The sequence below is a fragment of the Ciceribacter thiooxidans genome (assembly GCF_014126615.1).
Lineage (GTDB): Bacteria > Pseudomonadota > Alphaproteobacteria > Rhizobiales > Rhizobiaceae > Allorhizobium > Allorhizobium thiooxidans.
Genome location: NZ_CP059896.1, coordinates 1,086,236 through 1,112,025, shown reverse-complemented (window position 1 = coordinate 1,112,025; position 25,790 = coordinate 1,086,236). Strand labels below are relative to the sequence as shown.

Genomic DNA, 25,790 nt, shown 5'->3' with positions numbered 1-25,790 from the left:
AATTAATCGCGGCGCCCGATGTCGGCGACCGTCTGATAATTGTCAAGCAAGGCCGCGACGATCTTTCCGAAACCGGTGCCGAGCGAGGACTTGACCATGAGCACGTCGCCGGGGCGGACGTTCGCCACCACGAAATCGGCAAGCTCCGCGGTCGTCTCGCGGTATTCCACCTGGACGCTCTCCGGAAGCGCATCGCGAAGTGACGCCATTTCCGGACCGGCGAGCCAGACATGCTCGATCCCGGCGGCAAGCAGCGGCCCGGCGAGCTCGGCGTGAACCTTCGCCGAAAACTCGCCCATCTCCAGCATGTCGCCGATAACGGCGATCCGCCGGCCGTCGCCCGACGGATGAGCCGCCGCGAGCACGGCAATCGCCGCGCGCATCGAGGCCGGATTGGCGTTGTAGCTCTCGTCGATCAGCGTGAACCTGCCGTTGCCGGCCTTCAGCAGATGCCGCTCGCCGCGTCCCTTGACCGCGGACAGCGAGCCGAAGGCGTCCGCCGCGGCATCCACGTCGGCACCGACCAGCGATACGGCACCGAGCACCGCAACGGCGTTCTCGGCGATGTGACGGCCGGGTGCGCCGATGACGACCTCCCGCGTTTCACCACCGAAGGAAACCCAGAGCGTCGAGCTTTCCGCCGCACCGTCGAACTCCGCCAGGCGGAACTCAGCCTTGGCGTGCTGGCCGAAGCTGTGGACGTTTTCGACGCCCGCCTCCTGCGCCGCCCTTTCGAGAAAGCCGAACTGCGCGTTGTCGCGATTGAGCAGCACATGCCCGCCGGGCTCGACGCCCTCGAAGATTTCGGCCTTGGCGGCAGCGATCTCCTCGAGGCTCGCGAAATTGCCGAGATGGGCGGCGGCGATCGTGGTGACGATCGCCACATGCGGGCGCACGAGCTGCACCAGAGGGCGGATTTCGCCCGGATGGTTCATGCCGATCTCGAACACGCCGAATTCGGTATCCGCCGGCATGCGGGCAAGCGTCAGCGGCACGCCCCAGTGATTGTTGAACGAGGCGACGGCCGCATGCACCTTGCCCGAGGGTTCAAGCGCCCTGCGCAGCATCTCCTTGGTCGTCGTCTTGCCGACCGAGCCGGTGACGGCGATGATCTTCGCGGACGAACGGTCGCGTGCGGCAACAGCAAGCTTTTCCAGCGCCGCCAACACGTCCTCGACGACGATCATCGGAACGGTGACGCGCCCGAGCGCCGGAAGCTTCGCCTCGGCGACGACGAGCAGGGAAGCACCGTTGGCGACGGCGAGGCTCGCGAAATCGTGTCCGTCGACGCGGTCACCCTTGATGGCGAAGAAGGCCTCGCCGGCGGTGATCGTGCGACTGTCGATCGAGATGCCCGAGATCCCTTCGGGCGGCGTGCCGAACGGCCGGCCCGCCATCACCTCGATCATCTCGTCCGTCGTCCAGAGAAATGTCAATGTTCAAGCTCCTCCAGTGCCTTGCGCAGTTCGGCATGATCGGAGAACGGCAGCGTCACGTCGCCGACCGTCTGTCCTTCCTCATGCCCCTTGCCCGCGACGATCAGGGTGTCGCCGGAAGCCAGCAGCGAAACCGCATGGCGGATCGCCGCGGCGCGGTCGCCGATCTCGGTTGCCGAGGATGCGGCGGCCATGATCTCCGCGCGGATTTCGGAGGCGACCTCCGAGCGCGGATTGTCGTCGGTCACGATCACCACGTCGGCGAGCCGGCAGGCGATCTCGCCCATGATCGGGCGTTTGCCGCGGTCGCGGTCGCCGCCGCAGCCGAAGACGACGATAACGCGCCCGGTGGTGAACGGACGGACAGAGTTGAGGACGTTTTCGAGCGCATCCGGCTTGTGGGCGTAGTCGACATAGGCGAGCGCCCCGTCGGCGGTATGCGCGACGAGTTCGAGACGGCCGGCAGCGCCCTGGAGCTTTTCCAGCGCCCTCATCGCGGTCGCAACCGGAACGCCGGTGGAGATCGCAAGACCCGCAGCGACGAGCGCGTTGGCGACCTGGAAATCGCCGGCCAGCGGGATATGGACCTCGTGGATTTCGTCGCCGAAATGCACCTCGGCCACCTGCTTGTGACGAAGGTGCTCGACGCGCTTCAGCGCCAGGAAATCGCCGTTGCGTCCAACCGTGCGCACGTCGTGCCCGGCGGCACGCGCAACGCGGATCGCCTCGGCCGACCACGGATCGTCGGCGAAGATCACCGCCGGGGAACCCTTGGGCAACAGGGTATCGAAGAGCCGCATCTTGGCGGCCATGTATTCCTCGACCGTCGGATGGTAGTCCATGTGGTCGCGGCCGAGATTGGTGAAGGCGGCGGCCGAAAGCCGGACACCGTCGAGGCGGCACTGATCGAGGCCGTGGCTGGAAGCTTCCATCGCGGCATGGGTCACGCCTTCCGCCGCAAGTTCGGCGAGCAGCTTGTGCAGCGCGACCGGATCGGGGGTGGTGAGAGAGCCGTAGTCGTTGCGCGACGGCGAGACGACGCCGGTGGTGCCGATCTGCGCCGCCGGATGGCCCGCTTCGGCCCAGATCTGCCGGGTGAACGAGGCAACCGAGGTCTTGCCGGCCGTGCCGGTGACGGCGACCATCGTCGCCGGCTGCGCACCGTAGAAGCGCGCGGCCGCCAGCGCCAGGAAGCGGCGCGGATTGGCAACGGTAAAGACCGGAACACTCGCCTCGACGGCATGACCTGCCACGACCGCGGCTGCGCCACGTGCCACCGCATCGGCGGCGTAGGCGGCACCGTCGGCCTTCGTCCCGGCGACGGCCACGAACAACATTCCGGGGGCGATCTTGCGGCTGTCGGCGGAAATACCCGTTATCGCGAGATCACCGACCTCGCCGTCAAGCTGTCCTTTCAGCGTTCCAAACTCGTCATCGGCCAGATCGCGCAGTCGCATGTATTTTCGTTTCCTTGCAGAACAGGCGATCCGCTCGCGAATCGCCTGCATAGTTCGAGCATTTCTCTAATAAGAGACGAGCAGCGCCGAGCCGTCTTCTCCGAATTTGGGTTCTACACCGAGAATTGCGGCGCTTCTGCGAATGATGTCCGCCACCATCGGAGCGGCCGAGTTACCGGCGAGCGCCGCGCCATTGCCCTTGTCCGTTCTCGGCTCGTCGATGACGGTGAGCACGACATACTGCGGATTGTCGATCGGGAAGGCGGCGAGGAAGGCGTTGAAGTTCTTGTCGCTGACATAACGGCCGTTGACCACCTTGTCCGCGGTGCCGGTCTTGCCGCCGACGTTGAAGCCTTCGACGCGGGCCTTCTTGCCGGAGCCCTTGATACCGTTCACCTCGAACAGGTAGCGCATGTCGTCGCTGGTCGACGGACGGAGGACCTGCTGGGCTACCTGGTCCGCCTGCTCCCGCGTCCGCGGCAGGAAAGTCGGCTCAATGAGCTTGCCGCCGTTCATCAGCGCGACGCCGGCGACGGCAGTCTGCAGCGGCGTCGTCGAAACCCCGTGACCGAAGGAGATGGTGATCGAGTTGATCTTCTTCCATTCCCGCGGCTGGCTCGGGGTCGCGACCTCCGGCAGTTCGGTCTGCATGCGCGTCGTAAGGCCCAAACGCTCCAGGAACGCCTTGTGCCCTTCCGTGCCCACCGTGTCGGCGATCTTGGCAGTGCCGATGTTCGAGGAATACTGGAAGATCTCGGGCACGCTCAGGATGCGGTTCTTGCCGTGGAAGTCCTTGATCGTATAGCGGCCGATGCGGATCGGGTAACGGGCGTCGAAGGTGTCGGAGAGCTTCACCTTGCCCGAATCGAGGCCCATGGCCAGCGTGAAGGACTTGAAGGTCGACCCCATTTCGAACGTGCCGTTCGACATGCGGTTGAGCCAGCCTTCCTGCGCGCTCGCCGCCGGATTGTTGGGATCGAAGTCCGGGACCGAGACCATCGCCAGGACTTCTCCGGTATGGACGTCGAGAACGACGCCGCCGGCGCCGAGCGCTTCGAACTTCTTCACCGCGTCGACCACCACGTCATGCACGATGTTCTGCACGCGAAGGTCGATCGACAGGCGAACCGGTTCGAGCGGCGTGTCGGTGGTCATGCCGAGCGCGGTGAGGTCGGCCAGCCCCTGGTTGTCGATGTAGCGCTCCATGCCGGCCATGCCGCGGTTGTCGATGTTGACATAGCCGACGATGTGCGAGGCCGTGCTGCCGCCGGGGTAGAAGCGCCGCTTTTCCGGACGGAAGCCGATGCCCGGAATGCCAAGCGCCAGGATTTGGCTTTGCTGCTTCGGCGTGAGCTGGCGACGCAGCCACTGGAAACGGGAATTGGAGGAGAGCTTCTTGTAGGTCCCCTTGATGTCGAGGTCGTTCAGCACCGTCGAGAGCTTCTCGACCGCCTCGTCGGGGTCGACGATCTTGTGCGGTTCGGCAAACAGCGACACCGTGCGGATATCGGTCGCCAGCACCTCGCCGTTGCGGTCGAGGATGTCGGGACGCGACGCCATCAGCCGGTCCGCCGGCATGATGCTGGAGACCGTCTCGGGATGTGCGTAGCCGTACTGGACGAGCCGCCCGCCGATAACGCCGTAGGCGACGACGAAACCGGCGATCATCAGGCCGACGCGCTTGCGGGCGAGTTCCGACTTGCGTTTCCCGGTCCCCTTGATGGCGACGGTCGTGCCGACGACGGCGCGTTCGCCGCCGGTCGCGAAATGCGCCTGGCTTTTCAAGAGCATGATGCGTGAGAGGAAAGACATCAGGGCTTCACCGATCCTGTTGTGATGAGATCCGACACGGGATCCTTGCTCTTTTCGCCCTCGGCCACTTTCGGCTGGGGCACCTCACTCTTCAACATCGGCAGCTCGACCGGCCGCACGAGCTGTTCTGGCGCGGTCGGCTGCAGCTGCAAATCCTGCCCGTAGACGGCGAGCAGCCGTTCGAGACGGTTCGGCTGGGTCAGAAGCGCCCAGTCGGCTTTCAGGAGATCGATTGTGTCCTTCTCGAGCTTGATCTCGGCCTCGAGACGGTGGACCTCCTGTAGTTTTTCGTCGGCATGATGCTTGATCGAATAGGTGACGGCCGCTGCAGCGACCATCGAGCCGATCAATACGAGATCAAGGGTTTTCAGCATGGCTCATCCTCCGATCCGGTCGAGGCTGGCGAGGTCTGGCAGGTCGAAGATGGACATGTCCGCCTTCGGCGCCTTCACGTTCGTGCGGATGCCGGCCCGAAGCTTGGCGGAGCGGGCGCGCGGATTGGCCTCGGCCTCTTCTTCGCTTGCCGCAACCATGCCCTTGCCGACGGGTTCGAAGGTCGCCGGTGTCCCCTGCACCATCGGCAGGTGGCGCGAGCCGGACGCCTTGCCCGAGCGCTCGGTGAAGAACTTTTTGACGATCCGGTCTTCGAGCGAATGGAAGGTCACCACCACGAGGCGGCCGCCGGGCTTCAGCGCACGTTCGGCGGCAAAGAGCGCCTGCGCAAGCTCGCCGAGCTCGTCGTTGACGAAGATGCGCAGCGCCTGGAAGACGCGGGTCGCCGGATGAATTTTGTCCTTCGCCTTGCGTGGCGTGACGATCTCGATCAGGCCGGCGAGGTCGCGCGTCGTGCGAAACGGCTCGCTCGCCCGCTTCTTCTCGATCGCCCGGGCGATGCGCCCCGCCTGCTTTTCCTCGCCGAGGAAACCGAAGATGCGGATGAGGTCGCCGACCTTGGCGCGGTTGACGACATCCGCCGCCGAGACCCCTTCGGCCGACATGCGCATGTCGAGCGGGCCGTTCTTCTGGAAGGAGAAACCGCGCTCGGCCTCGTCGATCTGCATCGACGAGACGCCGATATCGAGCACGACGCCGTCAAGTCCCCCGGCGGGCGCATGGAGATCGAGCTCGGAAAAGCGGGAATGGATGAGCGTGAGATGGCCGCCGCGTGCCGCCACCAGCGACTGGCCGGCCGCAATCGCCGTCGGATCGCGGTCGAGCGCTATGACGTCCGCACCGGCATCGAGGATGGCACTTGTGTAGCCGCCCGCCCCGAAGGTGCCGTCGAGAATGATCTTGCCGGGTGTCGGCTCGAGCGCCGCGAGCACCTCAGGCAGCAGGACTGGAATGTGGCGAACCGGTCCGCCATCGGCACCAGAGTTTTCTGCGCCAGGATTAGCCACCATTCCAAGTCCCCGCCTTACTGTGGCCGCAACCCTCGTAGCTTGCGTGCCTGCCTTGCCTCCGCCTGCGCCTCGAGAAAGGCCTGCGGCCGCCAGAGCTGAAAATGATCCGCCCGACCGACGAACGTGACCTCCGAGGTGATCCCCGTGAAGTCGCGAATGAAGTCGGTCACCATCAACCGCCCTTCGGCATCTAGCTTCATGAAGACGCCGCCACCATGCACAAGCAGCGACATCTCGTTCGCCAGCGGCGAAAACGGATCCTCGACGGAAATCTGCCGTTCGTATCGCTCCAGCAGATCGGGCCCGCCGACATTGACCGCCGGAAACACGAAATCCTGGAGGCAGTAAAGCTCCTGGATATCGCGCCTCGCCAGGACAGACCTGAACGCCGCCGGAACGGACACCCGCCCCTTCGTATCGATCCGGTTTGTCACATTGGACAAGAAGCGGTCCATCAAAACCTGCCGCCGCTCCTTTCGACAGGAGATGAACCATCCACCCCTGAAACGCGAGAACACGTGCACCGCCTCCAAAGACAGGGAGAACTGCAGGCCGCCCGGTGCGGGCGACATTCCCTGAACTTCGATTCTTGAGGTGGAGAACCACCCTGAAACGGTACTCGAATGGGATAACATGGGACAATATGGGCGTCAATGGGACAGAGCGGCTCTGCGCTCTCGAAGAGCGTCAAATGTTTATAAGCGGTTAAGCTTAACGAAAGGTTATGGAGGAGCCGGCAGCGAACCCCTCTAGGACCGCACGGCAAGATCTGAATTACCAACGGGATCAACAATTTGGCCGAAGAAATGCCGACGATGGCCGAGCCGCGGCCGCAGAAAAAGGAAGAGTGCCAGTCGGCCTGTAAGCCGGGTTCTGTATGGCTCCGGTCGCCCGGAACGTGGCAGCCATTCATCTGGGACAGCGTTTGCACGCTGCCTCACGCAACCCACCCGGATGACTGGCCCGGAAACCGGCTGTGGCACCGCTTGCGCAGCACCCGCGTCATCCCTATTCGGTCTTGCTCCCGGTGGGGTTTACCATGCCGTCCCTGTCACCAGCGACGCGGTGGGCTCTTACCCCACCCTTTCACCCTTACCCCGCCGACTTTTGCGTCCTCATGCGGACGGAAAAGCAGGCGGGGCGGTTTCCTTTCTGTGGCACTATCCCTGAGGTCGCCCTCGCCGGACGTTATCCGGCACCGTGTTTCCGTGGAGCCCGGACTTTCCTCACCCTACCGCCTTTCGGCACTGGTAGAGCGCGGCTGCCCGGCCGACTGGCAAGCGCTAGATAGTGGAGTGCCGCGGCAAATGCCACAGAAAACGTCCGTCCGGACGCACTGCTTCGCACTTTATCGGAAACGGGGCGAGAAAACCGCCTGGTCCTCCGGCGACAATGCGCCGTCGAGCAGCAGCCGCGCGCCGAGCCGGCCGATCTCGTCGGAGCTCTTCGCCGCAGCGCCGCAACCGCCGGTGACGACCGCGATCCGTTCCTCATCGACATAGCCGATCGCCGGGTAACCGCTCGGCGTGAACGACGTGACGCAGGCGCCCGCGCTGACGGTCGCCTTCGCCACGCCGGGCACCAGTTCGGACGCGATCCGCGCCAGATGCCTGCGGGTCGTCTCGCGCCCGCCGCTGCGATACCAGGCACGGACCTCCGGCTCACTCGTGAGTTCGAGGTCATCGGGATCGCCGCCGATCTTCAGATAGACCTTGCCGTCGGGATAGCGCACCGGCGGCAACAGATAGATGTGCTCGCGCGGATCGTCGGGATGGTGGATGAGCGACGGCATACCGGCAAAGGCGTCAAGATCGGTCTCCGGGATCTCGAAGAAGGCCACCGTGCGGGCATAGACCTTGAGGTCGAGCGGCCGCGGCAGCAAGTGTTCGGCGATCGAGAATCCACCCGTGGCGACCAGCACCCGGTCCGCGTAATAGGTATTGCCTTCGGCGGTCCGGACCGCCACGCCGCGGATGTCGTCGCGGACGGAAACCGCCGTCTCGGCGATCAGCGTCGCCCCTTCCCTGTGGGCGAGGCAGGACTGCGCACGCACCATCTTCCGCGGATTGACGTATCCCGCCCCCGCCGCCTCGTGGACCCCCTCCTGCCCTGCGCTGAAGGAGAAATAGGGAAAACGCGCAGCAAGGGACGTGCATTCGAGCATCTTCGGCACGACGCCGGTGCGATCGGCCGCATCGCAGATGCGCTGGACATAGGGATCACTCCCGCCCCGCTTCGGCCCGACGATGAGACAGCCGACCTCGTGGTAGAAGTCGACGCCGATCTCCCGTTCGAGTTCTCGGTATCGTGCGATCGAGCGGTTGGCGAGTGCGGCCCAGACAGGGTCCGGGTCGATCGTGCGGGTAATCCGCGCCTCGTCGTAATGGCTGGCGAAGACCCCCTCGTGACGTGCCGGGTCGGCCGGCTCGGCCGGCCCGATGACGGCGACCCCTTTGCTTTCGAGGGTCAGATGCCGCGCGGCGGCGGCCCCCAGCATGCCACGCCCGACGACGATGAATTTGAAGCGATCGCTCATGTCCGTTCCCGCCCGTACATTCGTGATTATGATTCCCGTTCAGATATTTGCCAATCTAACTTGAATCAGTCTCTCACAAATTGCGGAATCGGTTTTCGACCGAGATCAAACTCCTGGACGATGACTTCGGCGGCATTCCCCGGCGGGCATCGACGTTCCGGCGATCAGCTGCCGATCAGCGCCAGCACCTTGCCGCAATAGCGCTTCGACACCGGGTTCATGCGCTTGGCGGCGTGACCGGCATTGTATTTGAGGATCGTCGAGCAGGTCTTGCCGTCGCCGAGCTCGTGGGCGGTCGCCAGATACTTCATGCCGTAGCGGATATTGGTCTCCGGGTCATAGAGCCCCTTAGATGAGCCGGAATAGCCCATCATCCGCGCCGTCGCCGGCTTGATCTGCATGAGGCCGATTTCGCCGGCGCTGCCGCGGGCCTTGGGATTGAAGTTGCTTTCGACCCGGACCACCGCATGGGCAAGATCCACCGGAACGCCGTAGGCCTTGGCGTATTTGGAGATGATCTGGGTGTAGGGGCTTTGGGAAAAGGACGGTGCGCTTGGGAAACCCGCGTCGCGTTTGACGACCTTGAGCGGCGCCGAGAAGCTGCGTCTGTCGTCGTCACGGGCGTTTGCTCCGCCGATTCCAGACAAAAGGATAGCGGTGCATGCCGCGGCAGCAACAATCATTTTCTGCATGTGAAAAGCCAGTCTCCGAACCAGTGGGGCTATGGCGCGTGTTCGTTTTTTCGCGCAAAAAGCGTCCTTGTGCGCCGTCCCGTTCAGGGGGACGGCGTCGCACCTGCCCTCATCGTTGTTATTTGCGGCCGTCACCTCTTCGGGAGCTTTGCCGCGTTTCAGCGAGAGCCTTTAAAGCCGGGTAATATGGAATTCCTGTGACCTGCGGAGATTTGGGGTATTTCAGCCCCTCTGCGGGTGCAGGCGGACGGCCTTGGTCCGACGCGGTTTCAAGCGTATTTCGGCAGCGCCGCGAGCAGTCTGTGCAGCGTCTCTATGGTCGAGCTGTCGGCGATGCCGTCGACCCGTCCGGGACGAAAATGGCGCTGGAACGCGGCGACGACGCCTTCCGTCGCCTCGGAATATTGCCCCGAAATTTCAATATCGTAGCCGTAGAGCGAAAGCATGGACTGCAGGGCCTCGACCGGTCGTCCGCAATCGCCCTTTTGGAAAAATCTTCCACCGCTGATCGGCACGGGCGCCACCCAGTGGCCGACGCCTGCCGCGTTAAGCCTTTCCCATGGAAAATTTTCGCCCGGATCGACCTTGCGGACAGGGGCGACATCGGAGTGCGCAAGCACCCGTTCAGGGGCGATATTCCACCGTTTGCCGCAATCGCGACACAATTCGACGACGGCTTCGATCTGTTCGTCGGTGAACGGCGGCAGTCCGGCCGGATGGCCCGGATTGGCGATCTCGATGCCGATCGACATCGAGTTGACGTCACTTTCGCCGGCCCAGGTGCTCTTGCCGGCGTGCCAGGCGCGGCGACTCTCAGGCACCATCTGCACGATCCGGCCGTCCTCGTGAACGAAGTAGTGGCTGGAAACCTGGCTCTCCGGCCGACAAAGCCATTCCAGCGCGCCCTCTTCCGAGGGCATGCCGGTGTAATGGAGAAGGATCATGTCCGGCAGCCGTCCACCGGCGCGCTCGCCATGGTTCGGCGAGGGCCGGACCCGCGCACCCCTGAAGTCGGGAATGAAGACGGTCATGCGGCGCGGCGTTCTTTCTCGATCGCCGCATAGGCGGCGTTGAGCCTCGCCATCCGGTGATGGGCGACGGCGTGGAACTCTGTGGGCACGCCGCGAGCGTGAAGGCGGTCGGGATGATGTTCGGCGGCGAGCGCCCGGTAACGCTTGCGGATCGTCGCAAAATCGTCCGAGGGCTGCACGCCGAGCACGGCATAGGGATTGCCGTCCGGGTTCACGTGGCGCTCGGTGATCGTCTCGAACCGCTCCTCCGATATCTCGAAGATTTCGGCGATGCGGGCGAGGAAGTTCATTTCCTTCTCGTGCACCAGCCCGTCCGCCTTGGCGATGTGGAAGAGCCCGTCAACGATGTCCTCGAGAACTGGGCACCCCTTGCCGGTCCCGCACATCTTCATGATCTTGCCGGCATAGGCCTCGTAACCGGCGACGTCCTGGCGCGCGAGGTTGTAGAGCCGGGCGACGTTCTGTGCTTCCTTGGCCGGAAAATCGAAGATCTGACGGAAGGCGTCGACCTCGCTCGCGCTCACCACGCCGTCGGCTTTAGCCATCTTCGCCGAGAGCGCGATGATGGCGACCGAGAAGGAGACGCGCCTGCGGGTTTCGGGGTCGCCCTCGAATACCGTACGAACCGCCTCGACAATGCCGGACAGGGCGTTACCTGCTGCGTCGCCGATCGCGCCGAGCAACCTGTCCCACAAAGACGATATCTGTTCGCAGGCGAAATCGAAAATCATGATCCAGCATCACCAGATAACCGGCAAAAAAGCAAGCGGAGCGCGTCTTTCTGCGGGTTAAAGTTTGTTCACATTACGGTGGCCCAACCGTGGTCGCGGACAATGGTTCCGACCGTCGCGGGAGAGCCGGATGCCGCTGCTTCGCGGCCCGCCGTTCTTATCCACAGCCTTGCTCGGAGCCCGCCCCCGGATTGAAACGATTATATCCGCGCGGCCGTCGCATTTGTCGCCGCACGGGTCGGAAATGCCCGGATTTCCTGATTTTTTCCCTTTACAGCCCTGCCCGTCTGTCGCATCCATTCGCCCCGAACGCTAGTCTGTAGAAGCGCGACGAAGCGCTGAAGGAGGAACGATGGCCAAACAGAAAGTTGCAATGCTGACCGCCGGCGGTCTCGCCCCCTGCCTGTCGTCCGCAGTCGGCGGACTGATCGAACGCTATACGGACATCGCCCCCGACGTCGAACTCATCGCCTACCGCTCCGGCTATCAGGGCGTACTGCTCGGCGACAAGATCGAGATCAGCGCAGACATGCGCGAGAAGGCGCACCTCCTCCACCGCTACGGTGGCTCGCCGATCGGCAACAGCCGCGTCAAGCTGACGAATGCGGCCGATTGCCACAAGCGCGGCCTGACCAAGGAAGGCGACAACCCGCTGCGTGTCGCTGCCGAACGGCTCGCCGCCGACGGCGTCACCATCCTTCACACCATCGGCGGTGACGATACCAACACGACGGCGGCCGATCTCGCCGCCTTCCTTGGCGCCAACGGCTACGACCTCACCGTGGTCGGCCTGCCGAAGACCGTCGACAACGATGTCGTGCCGATCCGCCAATCGCTCGGCGCATGGACGGCGGCGGAAGTCGGCGCCCGCTTCTTCGACCACGTCTCGAACGAGCAGAGTGCGGCCCCCCGCACGCTGGTGATCCACGAGGTCATGGGCCGCCATTGCGGCTGGCTGACCGCCGCGACCGCGCGTGCCTACATCCAGCGGACGCGCAACAACGAGTATGTCGAAGGGCTGATGATGAACACCCAGCTCAAGAACATCGACGGTCTTTACCTACCGGAAACCCATTTCGATCTCGATGCCGAGGCCGCCCGCCTCAAGGACGTCATGGACCGCACCGGCTTCGTCACCCTCTTCGTCTCGGAAGGTGCCTGCCTCGACGAGATCGTCGCCGACCGCGAGGCCGCCGGCGAAGAGGTCAAGCGCGACGCCTTCGGCCATGTGAAGATCGACACGATCAACGTCGGCAACTGGTTCCAGAAGCACTTCGCCAAGCTGCTTGATGCCGAACGCTCGATGGTGCAGAAGTCCGGCTACTATGCCCGTTCGGCACCGGCCAATTACGAGGACCTGCGGCTGATCCAGAGCATGGTCGATCTTGCCGTCGAAAGCGCTCTGAACAAGGTCTCCGGCGTCACCGGCCACGACGAAGACCAGGGCGGCAAGCTGCGCACCATCGAGTTCCCGCGCATCAAGGGCGGCAAGGCCTTCGACGTGAAGACGCCGTGGTTCGCGGAAGTGATGGATTACATCGGCCAGAAATTCACCCCGGCCGATTGACGGCCCCGGAGAAAGGTGGCTTGCTTTCATCGAGAGAGGAGTGAGGCAAATGTCACTGGAACACTGGCTGGCCTTCGCCGCCGCTTCGGCGGTGCTTCTGGCGATCCCCGGACCGACCATCCTGCTGGTCATCTCCTATGCGCTCGGCCACGGGCGCAAGACGGCGCTGGCCACGGTCACCGGGGTCGCGCTCGGCGACCTCGTCGCGATGACGGCCTCCGTCGCCGGGCTCGGCGCCCTGCTCGCCACCTCCGCCACGGCCTTCACGATCATGAAGTGGATCGGCGGCGCCTATCTCGTCTATCTCGGCATCCGCCTCTGGCGGGCACCGGTCGGCGACGAACCGATCGCCGACAACGACAACCTGCCGGAGGAAAAGCCGCTGCGCATCCTCGGCCACGCCTTCGCCGTCACCGCGCTCAACCCGAAGAGCATCGTCTTCTTCATCGCCTTCGTGCCGCAGTTCATGGCACCGTCGGCGCCCTTCCTGCAGCAGGTGGCCGTACTCGAAGCGACCTTCGTCACCCTCGCGATCATCAATGCGCTGATCTACGCATTCGTCGCCGATTCGGCCCGCCGCTTCATCCGCAAGCGCTCCGTCCGCAAGGCGGTGAACCGCACCGGCGGCACGCTGCTGATCGCCGCCGGCGCCGTGACGGCCGGTTATCGCAAGATCGCCGCCTGAAACCATCGAACTGCGGCGGGCTTGCCGCAATTCCGCCCAGCGGCTATGAAATCCCATGTTAACTTTTCGTAAGCTGCTTCGCGGCAGTCGTCGTTTACATACGGATGGCCGGATGATTTCTCGATTGGACCGCAAAACCCCGCTCGGCCTCGCCACCGTGCTTCTCGCCGGAATTGCCGGCTGTACGAGCAGCATGGACCAGGCGGCCAAGCAGGAACTGAAGGCCAATCCCGCAGCCGGCACATCCGTCGCGCAGACTGCTGCGGCGACGCCGGCAACCGCCGAATCGAACACCGGCCTGATCTCGACCGCCGGTGCCGAACCCGGCCCGATCATTCCCGGAACCTCGACGCCGGCACCGGTCCCGACCTTCAAGGCGATCGCGCTTGCAAATCCGGCCGCGACACCAGCCGCGCTCGCCATGGCAAGCGGCCAGGAACAGCTCGCCATGCAGACCGCCGCCATGCCGGCCACGCCCGACGCGGTTCCGGAACTGGCAAGTGCCGAAACCGTGTTGCCTGAGGAAGTGACGGCGATCCAGACCGTGGTTCCGACGCAGAAGCCGGCCGGCGCGCTCGCCTATGCGGCACCGTCCGCATCCTCGTCGCTCGCAGCGCTCGACGCACAGTTCGACATTTCCCCGCCCGGCGCGCCGCCGGCGGTCGAGAAGGAGAAGGTGCCGCAGGCCGCCAAGGGCCCGACCGTCATCAACGGCCTCATCAGCAAGTACGCCGCGTTCTACAAGATCCCCGAGGAACTCCTCCACCGCGTCGTCCGCCGCGAAAGCACCTACAACCCGAAGGCCTACAACAACGGCCATTACGGGCTCATGCAGATCAAGTACAACACGGCGAAATCGATGGGCTACGAAGGCCCGGCCTCCGGCCTCTTCGACGCCGAGACCAACATCAAGTACGCGGCCAAGTATCTGCGCGGCGCCTGGCTGGTGGCCGACAACAGCAATGACGGCGCTGTGCGCCTTTACGCCCGCGGCTATTATTACGACGCCAAGCGCAAGGGCATGCTCTACGTCCTCGAATAGGATCAGTCGAGCGCGCCCGCGATCGCTTTCACGAACAGCTGCGGACGATAGCCGAGCTTCGAAGGCGTGAGCCCGAGCCTGACCACCACCAGCCTCTTCGAAGGAACGATCGCGATCGTCTGGCCGTCATGGCCAACGACCCAGAGGGTGTCGTCGGGAAGGCCGAATCTGCTGTCGGGCTCGTCCCCCGGTCCGACCGCCCAGGCCTGGATTTCCGTATAGGTGCCGCCCGAGGCCCGCGTCGGCCGCTGCATCGCCGCGACAAGCCCCTCCGGCAACAGGCGCTCGCCCTTCCAGACGCCGTCCTGCAGCAGGAACTCGCCGAAGCGCGCCCAGTCGCGACCCGTCGCATACATGTAAGAACTGCCGACGAAGGTACCGGCCTCGTCCGCCTCGAGGACAGCGCTCGCCATGCCGAGCGGCTGGAACAGAGCTTTCCGCGGATAGCCGAGTGCCGCCTCGCGGTCGCCGATCCGGTTCATCCATATCTTCGAGAGCAGCACGGCTCCCCCGGAGGAATAGCTGAAGACCGTTCCCGGCTCCGCCGCAAGCGGCCGCGTAGCGGCAAACGCCGCCATGTCCGGCTCCAGGTAGAGCATGCGCGTGACATCGGTCACATCACCGTATTCCTCGTTGAACGCAAGGCCGCTCTCCATCGCGAAGAGGTCGCGCATGCGGATCGCGGCGCGACCGTCGCTCCTCCATTCGGGCAGCAGGTCACGGTCATCGAGCGCAATGCGCCCTTCGCTCATCAGCCGGCCGATGAGCGCCGCATTGACGGTCTTGGTCATCGACCAGCCGAGCAGCGGCGTCGTGGCAGAGAACCCGTTGCCATAAGCCTCACCGACAAGCCGGCCGTCCTTGATGACGACCACCGCCCGCATGCCGGGGCCGGCAAGGTCGGCATCGGCGAGCACCATCCCGAGCTTCGGATCGATCGGCGTCGCCGCCTCGCCGTCGGGCCACGGCACATTGGTGGAGGCGGCGGCAACCTGTTGGAGCACCGGCGCAGGAATAGGCCCGGCCATCGCGCCACCACCATCCGGGGCGCTCGCGCAGCCGAGGCCCTCGCGGTAGACGGCGCTGTTCGGCGCGATGAAGCCGAGAAGGCGGGCCGTCACCCGCTTCTTCTCCCGGTCGGTGTCGAGGCCGATGAGCTTAAGCAGCGGATTGCCCGGTGCCTGGACGTCGACCCTCAACACCTCGTCGGGATCACGGCCGGCGATGAAGACGTTGGAGCAGACGATTTTTGCGGCATAGCCGGTGCCGACCCGCAACAGTGCCGGCGGCGACACGGCAAGCCAGACGACCGCGGCCGCGACTGCCGTCGCGAGCAGCAGGAAGAAGCCCTTCACCATCCGCCTGATCAGTCTCATCCTCGCCTGCTCCTCTTTCCGGGCGCTTGCCGCCTCTCGCGGCCGCACCATAGCGCCGCCGCCGCGTCTCCCGCAAAGCCTTTGAAGCACGGCGGAAAAGCTGAACCCGTTCTCCCCGACCAAAACCGATCCGGTCGCTCGTAAACAGGGCGCTTCATCAAACTGTTGCATCGCCGCGCTACACGCCGGAGACCTTCAACGGATGGCCTTCCCGATGACCGACCTCGCCCCGGAGACTGAACTTCCCCGCAGCAGCAAGATTGCCGAGGCGCTTCTCCGGCACAGGGCGCTGAGCCGCGATGGCCTCTCCGAACGGCTGTTCGGCATGCTCTTTTCCGGCCTCGTCTATCCGCAGATCTGGGAAGACCCGGAGGTGGACATGGCCGCGATGGAGCTCGGCGAGGGTCACCGGCTCGTCACCATCGGCTCGGGCGGCTGCAACATGCTCGCCTATCTCTCGCGCTCGCCCGAACGCATCGACGTCGTCGACCTGAACCCGCACCACGTGGCCTTGAACCGGCTGAAGCTCGGCGCCTTCCGGCACCTGCCCGACCACGCGGCCGTCGTACGGATGTTCGGCACAGCCGGAATGCGCACCAACAGCTGCAATTTCGACCGCTTCATCGCTCCCAATCTCGATGCCGAAAGCCGCGGCTACTGGAACGGGCGCCGGCTCGACGGCCGCCGGCGGATCACCGCCTTCGACCGCAATTTCTGCCGCACCGGCCTGCTCGGACGCTTCATCGCCGCCGGCCATCTGCTCGCGTCCCTGCACGGCGTTCGCCTCGACGGCATCACCAGGGCGAAGACGCTCTCCGAGCAGCGGCACTATTTCGACACGCACATCGCCCCGCTCTTCGACAAACCGCTGGTGCGCTGGATCACGCGGCGCAAGAGCTCGCTCTTCGGGCTCGGCATCCCGCCGCAGCAATATGACGAGCTCGCCAGCCTTTCCGACGGCGAAAGCATCGCCCCGGTCCTGAAGAGCCGCCTCGAAAAGCTCGCCTGCGACTTCCCCATCGCCGAGAACTGGTTCGCCTGGCAGGCCTTCGCCCGCCGCTATCCTTCTCCCGACGAGGGGCGGCTCCCGACCTATCTCGCCCGCGAGAACTATGACGCGATCCGCACCAATGCCGGTCGCGTCGCCGTCCATCACGCAAGCTTCACCGAACTGCTCGCCAGCAAGCCGGCGGCAAGCGTCGACCGCTTCGTCCTCCTCGACGCCCAGGACTGGATGAACGACCGCCAGATCAACGCGCTGTGGAGCGAGATCACCCGCACCGCCGCTCCCGGCGCGCGCGTGATCTTCCGGACCGCCGCCGAACGCAGCGTGCTCGACGGCCGTCTCTCGCCCGCCCTCCTCGACCAGTGGCACTATCTCGCCGAACGCTCGCGCGAACTCGGCACCTGCGACCGCTCGGCGATCTACGGCGGCTTCCACATCTACGAGAGAAAAGGCTGATGGCGGAGATCTTGTTCGGGCAGGACGATCACAACGACCATGCCGGGCGCATGGACCGCATGTACCGATATCAGCGCCACATCTACGACCTGACGCGGAAATACTATCTCCTCGGCCGCGACCGGATGATCGCCGAACTCATCGTGCCGGAAGACGGCTCGCTCCTCGAAGTCGGCTGCGGCACCGGTCGCAATCTCCTGCTCGCCGCTCGCCGTTATCCGGGTGCCAGGCTCTTCGGCCTCGACATCTCCGCCGAGATGCTCGCCCAGGCCGGACGCAATTTCCGCGGCCTGCCACTCCCCGTGTTCCGGCTCGCAGACGCGACGAGCTTTTCCGCCGGAGAATTCGGGACTGCCGGCTTCGACCGGATCATGATCTCCTACGCGCTCTCGATGATCCCCGACTGGGAGAGCGCGATCGACGCGGCAATTGTGGCACTCGCGCCCGGCGGCTCGCTGCACATCGTCGACTTCGGCCAGCAGGAGCGCCTGCCGGCCTGGTTCCGGCGCCTGCTTATCGCCTGGCTTTCGCGCTTCCATGTCACCCCGCGGGCGACCCTGCGGGAGGCCCTGGAAACACGGGCGAAGGTCGCCGGGGCGGAGCTCCGCTTCGAAACCGTGGGTCGCGGCTATGCCTGGCTTGCGGTCGTCCGGATGCCCGGCTGATATCGGCAGTTGCAAATAACGGCTTTTTAACGATGATAGAGCCACAATTGGGCTTGCACCTGTTGTGTCATGCGTTCGTGCGCGCCGCCTCAGGAGTACGGTTCAAATATCATCTACGGGCCTTCGATGCGGTTGCTTGTTCTGGCTTTCCTGCCCCTTTTCCTGCTTCTCGGCGGTTGCACCTCCGCGAGCTACGACCTGATGGAAACATCGTCGATCAAGCCGCGCTTCCAGGACACCGACCCGCAGGATTTCGGCGACAACACGCCCTACCGTCACAAGGTCCACGGCATCGACGTCTCCAAGTGGAACGGCGACGTCGACTGGGCCTCGGTGCGCAAGTCCGGCGTCTCCTTCGTCTTCATCAAGGCGACCGAAGGCAAGGACCGGATCGACTCGCGCTTCGACGAATACTGGCGCGCAGCGGCAGCCGCCGGCCTGGCGCACGCGCCCTACCATTTCTACTATTTCTGCTCGACCGCCGACGAACAGGCCGACTGGTTCATCCGCAACGTGCCGAAGGCCTCGATGCATCTGCCGCCGGTGCTGGACGTCGAGTGGAACCCGAGCTCGAAGACCTGCACGCTGAGGCCGAACGCCGCCACCGTGCGCGCCGAGATGAAGCGGTTCATGGACCGGATCGAGGCCTATTACGGCAAGCGGCCGATCATCTACACCTCCGTCGATTTCCACCGCGACAACCTCGCCGGTTATTTCCAGGACTATCATTTCTGGGTCCGCTCGGTGGCGAAGCACCCGCAGGACATCTATGCCGACCGCCGCTGGGCCTTCTGGCAGTACACATCGACCGGCGTCGTGCCGGGCATTCGCGGCCAGACCGACATCAATGTCTTCGCCGGCACCGAACAGAACTGGAAGAACTGGGTCGCCTCCGTCTCCAAGTGATGGGTGTCGCAAGAGAACATGGGCGGAGGACCGGGGAAATCCCCCTCTCCGCTTCCACCGCCATCGCACCGGAGCCCATGACCCGCCTCTTCCTCGCTTTGGCCAAAATCTCTTCCGATACCACGTCCACCGAAACCCATGAGGAAGTCCGCATGTCCGCCCGTACCCGCCTGACCACCATCGTCACCCTCGCAAGCCTGCTCGCCTCCACCGCCGTCACCGGCGCGACCGAGTGCGGCGGCGATCTCGGTGCCTTCCTGCAGGGCGTGAAGGCCGAGGCCGTGTCGAATGGCGCATCCCCCGACGCCGCCGACCGGGCGCTCGCCGGTGCCGCGATCGACCAGAAGGTGCTCGCGCGCGACCGCGCCCAGGGCGTCTTCAAGCAGACCTTCCTCGAATTTTCAAAACGCACCGTCAGCCAGGCTCGCCTCGACATCGGCCGTAAGAAGATGCGGGAATTTGCCGACGTCTTCGCGAGGGCCGAGCGGGACTACGGCGTGCCGCCCGGCGTGATCACCGCCTTTTGGGCGATGGAGACCGATTTCGGCGCCGTACAGGGCGATTTCAACACCCGCAACGCGCTGGTGACGCTCTCCCACGACTGCCGCCGCCCGGAACTCTTCCGTCCGCAGCTCTTGAACCTCATCACCATGGTTGAGCACGGCGATCTCGATCCCTCGACCAATACCGGCGCCTGGGCGGGCGAGATCGGCCAGGTGCAGATGCTGCCGAAGGACATCGTCGCCTACGGCATCGACGGCGACGGCGACGGCCACGTCAACGTCAAGAAGAGTTCGCCGGACGCAATCCTGACGGCCGCCCGCTTCATTCAGAGCCTCGGCTGGCGCGCCGGCGAGCCGTGGATTCAGGAAGTGACCCTTCCGGAAAACCTGCCCTGGGAGAAGACGGGCCTTGAAGGCGGCATGACCGCCGGCGACTGGTTCGCGCTCGGCGTCAAGCCACGTGACGGCAATACCGCGTCCGCCGCCCTCCCCGTCGGTCTCGTGCTGCCGCAAGGACGGAAAGGGCCGGCCTTCCTCACCTACCCGAATTTCAGCGTCTATCTCGAATGGAACAAGTCGTTCATCTACACGACCTCGGCCGCCTATTTCGCCACGCGGCTGATGGGGGCCGAGCCCTACCAGAAGGGCAATCCGGAACCGGGTCTCAGCGACACCGAGATGAAGGCGCTGCAGACGCGCCTGCAGGCCCTCGGCCACGAGGTCGGCGAGATCGACGGCATTCTCGGCGCCGGCACCCGCGTCGCCATCCAGAAGGAACAGCAGCGCCTCGGCATTCCCGCCGACGGCTGGGCGACGCCCGCACTGCTCAACGCCCTCTGAGTGGTAATTAGCTGTCGTCGCCGCGACGCGCGCGGCGGCGCTGTTCGTAGGCGACGCGGGCGGCCCTGAGGCGGACCCGCACCCAATCGACGCCGCGGGCCAGCACGTCGCGCCCGCGGCTCACCTCGTTGAGCTCGTGCGCATAGGCGACGGCGAGCGCCTGCCGGTAGGTTTCCAGCCCCTCGGAGGCCATGTTCTCCAGCCGGTGCATCACGTTGACCCAGAGCGGAGAGACGAGCAGCGAGACGGCCGAGACGGCGATCGACAGGCGGAACAGATCATAACCGAGCGCACCCGCCGCATAGCCCGCCGACGACAGCACGAACGAGAACTCGCCGATCTGCGCCATCGACAGGCCGGCAACCAGCGCCGTCTGCGGGCTCGACCCGGTCTTGCGCAACAGGAAGATGTTGAGGACGGATTTCGCTGCGATCACGAAGAGCGAGACGAACAGCACCTGCCAGAAGCGTTCGGCGATGAAGTTAAGGTCGATCAACAGGCCGATCGACAGGAAGAAGACGACGAGCAGCAGGCTCTGGATCGGCTCGATCACCGGGATCACCCGGCTGCGCAGCGTCGAATTGCCAACGACGATGCCGGCGAGGAAGGCGCCATAGGCGGGTGAGAGCCCGGCGACGCCGGAGATCGCGGCGGCGGTGAAGCAGACGGCGAGCGCGCCGAGCGCCAGCATCTCCACCTTGTCCTCGATGGCGTCGGCGAACGGCACCTTCAGCTTCATGTGCCGGCCGAACCACCATAAAAGACCGCCGAGCAGCGCCAGCGCCACCGCCATGCGCAGCGCAATCAGCCGGTAGTCGACCACCTCGCCGCCGAGGCTCGAAACGAAGATCAGCATCGGCACCACGGCGATGTCCTGCGCGATCAGCACGCCGACGGCGATCCGCCCCGCGTCACCGCGCAGCACGCCCATCTCTTCGAGCATCTTCATGGCGACGACCGTCGACGACAGCGCGATGATGAAGCCGAGGATGATCGTCTCGGAGCCGGATGCACCGGAAAGCGTGGCGATCCCGAGCGCGAGCACCATGGCTGCGAGCAACTGTCCCGCCATCACCAGAAGCGCCTGCCGGAGCGACAGCACGAAGGCCTTCACCGACAGCTCCATGCCGATGAAGAAGAGCAGCACCACGACACCCATTTCAGCGAGCACCGTGACGTTCTCCGAACTGGAGATCAGGCCGGCACCGGTCGGGCCGAGCGCCACGCCCGCAGCGATGAAGCCGACCAGCGGCGGTTGTCGCAGCCACAGGAAGAAGAGCCCCAGCAGGGCCGCGACGGCGACGACGGCGGCGATGCCGACGAGCGCGGTGGCGTGGCCGGCGTTTTCGGCAACGGCGGTGTCCAGCGGAATTCCTCCTGCGACGATTCTCGTTCTGCGCCATGATGCACGCGACGCCGCCTGAGGCAAATCAGCCGCTTCGCCCGAAGAGGAACCGACTTTGCCGGCGTTTCATCCGGAGATGAATGGGGCCGAAGGAGAGCGGCCGGCGCAGGTCCGTTAAACAAATTCACTGAAAATATGCGAGGCACCGAGGCCTTGTTTTTCAGGGCGATGCGACAATTTGACGGGTGTTGGCAGGCCGCGATCACTGCATCGCAGCACATAATTCGCTTCCCAACTGACACAGAAAGGACATATTATCCCCCGGTCAACGCAAGGAGGCACACATGGGACTTACCAATTCCTTGAATGTCCTGATCGTCGGTGCAGCGTTTGTTTTCATAGCCACCATGCTGTTCATCTGAGCGAACAGATGACCAGCCGCCGGAACAGGACATCAGCAGCGTCCTAGCTGGCTAGAATATGCAAAGAATCTTAAAAAGGCGTATACCGACGATGAACGGTATGCGCCTTTTCAGTTCGGGCGAGGCTCACGCCGCGGCACCGGACCGCGCCTCGCCTCCCCGCTCCAGGCCGAGCCGTTGCAACACGGCAGAGACGAGCGGCGCCCTGTTCATCGTATAGAGATGGAAATCTGTGATCCCGCGGCGGACGAGGTCCTCGATCTGCTCGGCGGCGACATCGGCTGCGACCTCCGCACGCGCCTGCGGCTGGTCGTCGAGACCGGCGAAGCGCTCGTCGAGGAAGGCCGGGATGCTCGCGCCGCAGAGCGAAGCGAAGCGCTTCAGCTGCGTGAGGTTCTGGATGAGCATGATGCCCGGCACCACGGGGATGGAGATGCCCGCTGCCCGCACCCGTTCGAGGTAGCGCTCGAAGACATCATTGTCGAAGAAGAACTGGGTGAGCGCCCGCGCCGCGCCGGCATCGGCCTTGCGCTTCAGCATGTCGATGTCGGCGGCAACGTCCGGGCTTTCCGGATGCTTTTCCGGATAGGCCGAGACGGAGATGTCGAAGTCGCCGATTTCCTTCAGTCCCGCGACCAGTTCGGCGGCATTGGCAAAGCCGCCCGGATGCGGAGCATAGGCCGCGCCGACGCCGCCCTGCGGGTCGCCCCGGAGCGCCACGAAACGGCGCACGCCGGCGGCGATGAACTCCTCCGCCACGTGGCGGACTTCCTCCCGCGTCGCGTCAACGCAGGTGATGTGCGCCGCCGTCGGCAGTGTGGTGTCGGCAATCAGCCGCCGCACCGTCGTCATGGTCGGCGCCTTGGTGCTGCCGCCGGCTCCGTAGGTTACGGAAACAAAGTCGGGATTCCAGCCGGCGAGCGCCTCGATCGTCGTCCAGAGCTGGCCTTCCATCTCTTCCGATTTCGGCGGAAAGAACTCGAACGAGATGCCGAGCCGCTTCTTGCCTTGCGGATGTCGATCGTCCCGCGTCATGTCATTCCTCCCGATTTTCGATGCTGTCTGCCGCGGCGCCCTCGCCGGCCTGCCGGCGTGCCACCCAGATGGTGACGGTCAGCGCCTGCGTCGCCGGGCTTGCCGGCGGCAGGTCGACCACCTTCTCGACGGCGAGCCCGTATTTGGCGAGCCAGTCGGCCATCACCGGATGGGAGAAGCCGAGCCGGACATGGGCGTGGTCTTCCCGCAAGTGTTCGAGGCTGTGCGGCGCGAGATCGATGATCACCAGCCGCCCGCCGGTCTTCAGCATCCGCGCCGCCTCGCCGATCGCCAGCTCCGGCTGCACCAGGAAGTGCAGCACCTGGTGGATCGTCACGACGTCGTATTCGCTGCCGTCGAGCGGCAGGTTGAGGATGTCGCCGTGGCGCACCGTCGCCTTGAGAATGCCAGCCTTGTCGAGATTGGCGCGCGCCACCGCCAGCATGTCGCGGCTGGCGTCGATGCCGACGGCGCGGCGATAGTGGTCGGAAAGAAACTGCAGAATGCGGCCGGTGCCCGTGCCGAGGTCGAGGAGCGCATCCACCTGCTCCGGCCCGAGCACGCCGAGAAGGGCTGCCTCGACCTGCCGGTCATCCACGTGCAGCCGGCGAAGCTCGTCCCATTCGGAGGCGTTGCGGCTGAAATAGGCCTGCGCCTTGTCGGCGCGGTTGCGCTTGACGGCGGAGAGCCGCTCGCCGTCGCGCAGCAGAACCGGGTCGTCGACGCGGGCAGCCGAGAGGATGATGCCGGCGAGTGCGGCGGCATCGCCGTCCTGTTTCAGGCGGAAATAGGCCCAGGCCCCTTCCTGGTAGCGGTCGATCAGCCCGGCCTCGCCGAGGAGCTTCAGGTGCCGGGAGATGCGCGGCTGCGACTGGCCGAGGATTTCGGTCAAGTCCGTGACCGTCAGATCGCCGGCGGCAAGCAGGGCGAGCAGCCGAAGCCGCGTCGGCTCCCCCGCCGCCTTCAGCAGTTCGACGAGCGCATCCACGCCAAATTCCATCGGCTTCGCCATTACAATCCCCAATCAAGATATAAAGATATGTTTATGTCTATCGCGGCACTTATGCAAGCGCAAATTCAGGAGCCCTTCCGCGATGCGGTGCCGGATCGCTCCCAGAAACAGAAAAGCCCCGGAAAACCGGGGCTTATCGTCTTTTTCACCAACGCTTCTTTTAGCGCGTCAGCCGCTTGTAGGTCACGCGCTTCGGGTTGACGGACTCCGGTCCCAGGCGGCGGATCTTGTCCTGCTCGTAATCCTCGAAGTTGCCCTCGAACCATTCGACATGGCTGTCGCCCTCGAACGCGAGGATGTGCGTCGCAAGGCGGTCGAGGAACATGCGGTCGTGCGAGATGATGACGGCGCAGCCGGCGAAGTTTTCCAGCGCGTCTTCGAGCGCCGCCAGCGTTTCGGTGTCGAGGTCGTTGGTCGGTTCGTCGAGCAGCAGCACGTTGCCGCCGGCCTTCAGCATTTTGGCGAGGTGCACGCGGTTGCGCTGGCCGCCGGACAGGTTGCCGACCTTCTGCTGCTGGTCGCCACCCTTGAAGTTGAAGGCACCGCAATAGGCACGGGAATTCATCTCGTACTTGCCGAGCTTGATCACGTCGTTGCCGCCGGAGATTTCCTCCCAGACATTCTTCGAACCATCGAGCGAATCGCGGCTCTGGTCGACATAGCCGAGGTGGACGGTATCGCCGATGCGGATGTCGCCGCTGTCGGGCTTCTCCTGGCCGGTGATCATCCTGAAGAGCGTCGTCTTGCCGGCGCCGTTCGGGCCGATCACGCCGACGATGCCGCCGGGCGGCAGCTTGAAGGAGAGATTTTCGAAGAGCACGCGTCCGTCATAGGCCTTGGTGATGTTCTCCGCCTCGATGACGACATTGCCAAGGCGCTCGCCGACCGGGATGATGATCTGCGCTTCGCCGGGACGCCGGTTCTCGGCCGCCGCCACCAGCTCGTCATAGGCACGGATACGGGCCTTCGACTTCGCCTGGCGGGCCTTCGGGCTCGAGGCGATCCACTCCTGCTCACGCGACAGAGCCTTCTGGCGGCTGCCTTCCTCGCGCTCTTCCTGCGCCAGGCGCTTCGCCTTCGCGGTCAGGTAGGCGGAATAGTTGCCTTCGTAAGGAATGCCGCGGCCGCGGTCGAGTTCGAGGATCCAGCCGGTGACGTTGTCGAGGAAGTAGCGGTCGTGGGTGACCATCAGGATGGCGCCCGGATATTCGCGCAGGTGCTTTTCGAGCCAGGCGATCGTCTCGGCGTCGAGGTGGTTGGTCGGTTCGTCGAGCAGCAGCAGGTCGGGCTGGCGCAGCAGCAGCTGGCAGAGCGCGACGCGGCGCTTCTCACCGCCGGAGAGATTGTCGATCGTCGCGTCGCCGGGCGGGCAACGCAGCGCTTCCATCGCCATCTCCACCTGGCTTTCGAGGTCCCAGAGGTTCTGGCTGTCGATGATGTCCTGGAGCTTGGCGCCCTCGTCCGCCGTCTCGTCAGAATAGTTCATCATCAGTTCGTTGTAACGGTCGAGGATCGCCTTCTTGCCGGCCACGCCTTCCATGACGTTGCCGAACACGTTGAGGCTTTCGTCGAGTTGCGGCTCCTGCGGCAGGTAGCCGAGGGTCGCACCCTCGGCGAGCCACGCCTCGCCGGTCCATTCCTTGTCCAGCCCCGCCATGATCTTCAGAACCGTCGATTTACCGGCACCGTTCGGGCCGAGAATGCCGATCTTGGCGTCCGGGTAGAAGGAGAGATGGATGTTCTCGAGGATCTTCTTGTTGCCGTAGGACTTGTTCAGTCCGGCCATGTGATAAATGAACTGCCGTGCCATGGAAAATGTGCTCCCCGGGGGA

At 64.7% G+C, this 25,790-nt stretch carries 22 protein-coding genes and 1 other RNA gene; 7 read left to right on the top strand and 16 right to left on the bottom strand.

From position 1 onward, the window contains the following. Nucleotides 1-2 precede the first annotated feature (2 nt). From H4I97_RS05205 to H4I97_RS05155, 11 genes are all read right to left on the bottom strand, one after another. Nucleotides 3-1,436, bottom strand: coding sequence for a UDP-N-acetylmuramoylalanyl-D-glutamyl-2,6-diaminopimelate--D-alanyl-D-alanine ligase (locus H4I97_RS05205; RefSeq protein WP_182306861.1), 1,434 nt, complete (start codon nt 1,434-1,436; stop codon nt 3-5). After that, nucleotides 1,433-2,893 (bottom strand): UDP-N-acetylmuramoyl-L-alanyl-D-glutamate--2,6-diaminopimelate ligase, encoded by a 1,461-nt coding sequence (locus H4I97_RS05200; protein ID WP_182306860.1) that lies wholly within the window; start codon nt 2,891-2,893, stop codon nt 1,433-1,435. Before H4I97_RS05200 ends, H4I97_RS05205 begins: the two co-directional genes overlap by 4 nt. A 66-nt stretch (nt 2,894-2,959) precedes the next feature. Next, nucleotides 2,960-4,705 (bottom strand): peptidoglycan D,D-transpeptidase FtsI family protein, encoded by a 1,746-nt coding sequence (locus H4I97_RS05195; RefSeq protein WP_182306859.1) that lies wholly within the window; start codon nt 4,703-4,705, stop codon nt 2,960-2,962. Then, on the bottom strand, nt 4,705-5,079 hold the full coding sequence (gene ftsL, locus H4I97_RS05190; RefSeq protein ID WP_182306858.1) for a cell division protein FtsL: 375 nt from the start codon (nt 5,077-5,079) through the stop codon (nt 4,705-4,707). Before ftsL ends, H4I97_RS05195 begins: the two co-directional genes overlap by 1 nt. Nucleotides 5,080-5,082: 3 nt before the next feature. After that, nucleotides 5,083-6,108: a 16S rRNA (cytosine(1402)-N(4))-methyltransferase RsmH gene (gene rsmH, locus H4I97_RS05185; protein ID WP_182306857.1), complete on the bottom strand. Its 1,026-nt coding sequence runs from the start codon at nt 6,106-6,108 to the stop codon at nt 5,083-5,085. Nucleotides 6,109-6,122: 14 nt separating this feature from the next. Then, nucleotides 6,123-6,563 carry a division/cell wall cluster transcriptional repressor MraZ gene (gene mraZ / locus H4I97_RS05180; protein ID WP_182306856.1) on the bottom strand — a complete coding sequence of 147 codons (441 nt, stop codon included), beginning with the start codon at nt 6,561-6,563 and terminating at the stop codon, nt 6,123-6,125. 391 nt (nt 6,564-6,954) lie between these two features. Continuing rightward, an RNA gene (rnpB, locus tag H4I97_RS05175) (RNase P RNA component class A) lies at nt 6,955-7,385 on the bottom strand. Between the two features lie 71 nt (nt 7,386-7,456). Further along, nucleotides 7,457-8,644, bottom strand: a complete 1,188-nt coding sequence (locus H4I97_RS05170) for an FAD-dependent oxidoreductase (RefSeq protein ID WP_182306855.1) — start codon at nt 8,642-8,644, stop codon at nt 7,457-7,459. A 164-nt stretch (nt 8,645-8,808) separates the two neighbouring features. Next, nucleotides 8,809-9,336, bottom strand: a complete 528-nt coding sequence (locus tag H4I97_RS05165) for a lytic transglycosylase domain-containing protein (protein ID WP_182306854.1) — start codon at nt 9,334-9,336, stop codon at nt 8,809-8,811. A 269-nt stretch (nt 9,337-9,605) separates the two neighbouring features. Beyond that, nucleotides 9,606-10,367, bottom strand: a complete 762-nt coding sequence (locus H4I97_RS05160) for an N-acetylmuramoyl-L-alanine amidase (RefSeq protein ID WP_182306853.1) — start codon at nt 10,365-10,367, stop codon at nt 9,606-9,608. After that, nucleotides 10,364-11,098, bottom strand: a complete 735-nt coding sequence (locus tag H4I97_RS05155) for a J domain-containing protein (RefSeq protein WP_182306852.1) — start codon at nt 11,096-11,098, stop codon at nt 10,364-10,366. The genes H4I97_RS05160 and H4I97_RS05155 overlap by 4 nt, the downstream gene beginning before the upstream one ends. Nucleotides 11,099-11,450: 352 nt before the next feature. On the opposite strand from H4I97_RS05155, the gene H4I97_RS05150 reads away from it, so the two are divergent. The 3 genes from H4I97_RS05150 (at nt 11,451) to H4I97_RS05140 (ending at nt 14,392) form a co-directional block, all read left to right on the top strand. Next, a complete protein-coding gene (locus H4I97_RS05150; protein WP_182306851.1) occupies nt 11,451-12,665 on the top strand; it encodes a pyrophosphate--fructose-6-phosphate 1-phosphotransferase in 1,215 nt (404 codons plus the stop codon). Between the two features lie 49 nt (nt 12,666-12,714). Continuing rightward, entirely contained in the window at nt 12,715-13,350 is a 636-nt protein-coding gene (locus H4I97_RS05145) for a LysE family translocator (protein WP_182306850.1), read from the top strand. A gap of 124 nt (nt 13,351-13,474) precedes the next feature. Continuing rightward, nucleotides 13,475-14,392 (top strand): transglycosylase SLT domain-containing protein, encoded by a 918-nt coding sequence (locus H4I97_RS05140; RefSeq protein ID WP_378143604.1) that lies wholly within the window; start codon nt 13,475-13,477, stop codon nt 14,390-14,392. 2 nt (nt 14,393-14,394) lie between these two features. Here H4I97_RS05140 and H4I97_RS05135 read toward each other — a convergent pair whose 3' ends face one another. Continuing rightward, complete coding sequence (locus H4I97_RS05135) at nt 14,395-15,768, bottom strand: serine hydrolase domain-containing protein (RefSeq protein ID WP_182306848.1); 1,374 nt, start codon at nt 15,766-15,768, stop codon at nt 14,395-14,397. 214 nt (nt 15,769-15,982) lie between these two features. Between H4I97_RS05135 and H4I97_RS05130 the strand changes: the two genes are divergently transcribed. From H4I97_RS05130 to H4I97_RS05115, 4 genes are all read left to right on the top strand, one after another. After that, nucleotides 15,983-17,230: a BtaA family protein gene (locus H4I97_RS05130; RefSeq protein ID WP_182306847.1), complete on the top strand. Its 1,248-nt coding sequence runs from the start codon at nt 15,983-15,985 to the stop codon at nt 17,228-17,230. Next, entirely contained in the window at nt 17,230-17,895 is a 666-nt protein-coding gene (locus H4I97_RS05125) for a class I SAM-dependent methyltransferase (RefSeq protein ID WP_182306846.1), read from the top strand. Before H4I97_RS05130 ends, H4I97_RS05125 begins: the two co-directional genes overlap by 1 nt. A 126-nt stretch (nt 17,896-18,021) precedes the next feature. Further along, on the top strand, nt 18,022-18,801 hold the full coding sequence (locus H4I97_RS05120; protein ID WP_182306845.1) for a glycoside hydrolase family 25 protein: 780 nt from the start codon (nt 18,022-18,024) through the stop codon (nt 18,799-18,801). 152 nt (nt 18,802-18,953) lie between these two features. Then, nucleotides 18,954-20,144 (top strand): lytic murein transglycosylase, encoded by a 1,191-nt coding sequence (locus H4I97_RS05115; protein WP_182306844.1) that lies wholly within the window; start codon nt 18,954-18,956, stop codon nt 20,142-20,144. A 7-nt stretch (nt 20,145-20,151) separates the two neighbouring features. On the opposite strand, the gene H4I97_RS05110 is transcribed toward H4I97_RS05115, so the two are convergent. The 4 genes from H4I97_RS05110 to ettA all read right to left on the bottom strand — a co-directional run bounded on the left by H4I97_RS05110 (nt 20,152) and on the right by ettA (nt 25,768). Continuing rightward, nucleotides 20,152-21,573, bottom strand: coding sequence for a cation:proton antiporter domain-containing protein (locus tag H4I97_RS05110; RefSeq protein ID WP_342344134.1), 1,422 nt, complete (start codon nt 21,571-21,573; stop codon nt 20,152-20,154). Between the two features lie 464 nt (nt 21,574-22,037). Continuing rightward, the gene (gene metF / locus H4I97_RS05105; RefSeq protein ID WP_182306843.1) at nt 22,038-22,946 is read right to left on the bottom strand and encodes a methylenetetrahydrofolate reductase [NAD(P)H]; all 909 of its coding nucleotides are present in this window, start codon (nt 22,944-22,946) and stop codon (nt 22,038-22,040) included. 1 nt (nt 22,947) lies between these two features. Further along, complete coding sequence (locus H4I97_RS05100; protein ID WP_182306842.1) at nt 22,948-23,958, bottom strand: ArsR/SmtB family transcription factor; 1,011 nt, start codon at nt 23,956-23,958, stop codon at nt 22,948-22,950. Nucleotides 23,959-24,118: 160 nt separating this feature from the next. Then, entirely contained in the window at nt 24,119-25,768 is a 1,650-nt protein-coding gene (ettA, locus tag H4I97_RS05095) for an energy-dependent translational throttle protein EttA (RefSeq protein WP_182306841.1), read from the bottom strand. Nucleotides 25,769-25,790 lie beyond the last annotated feature (22 nt).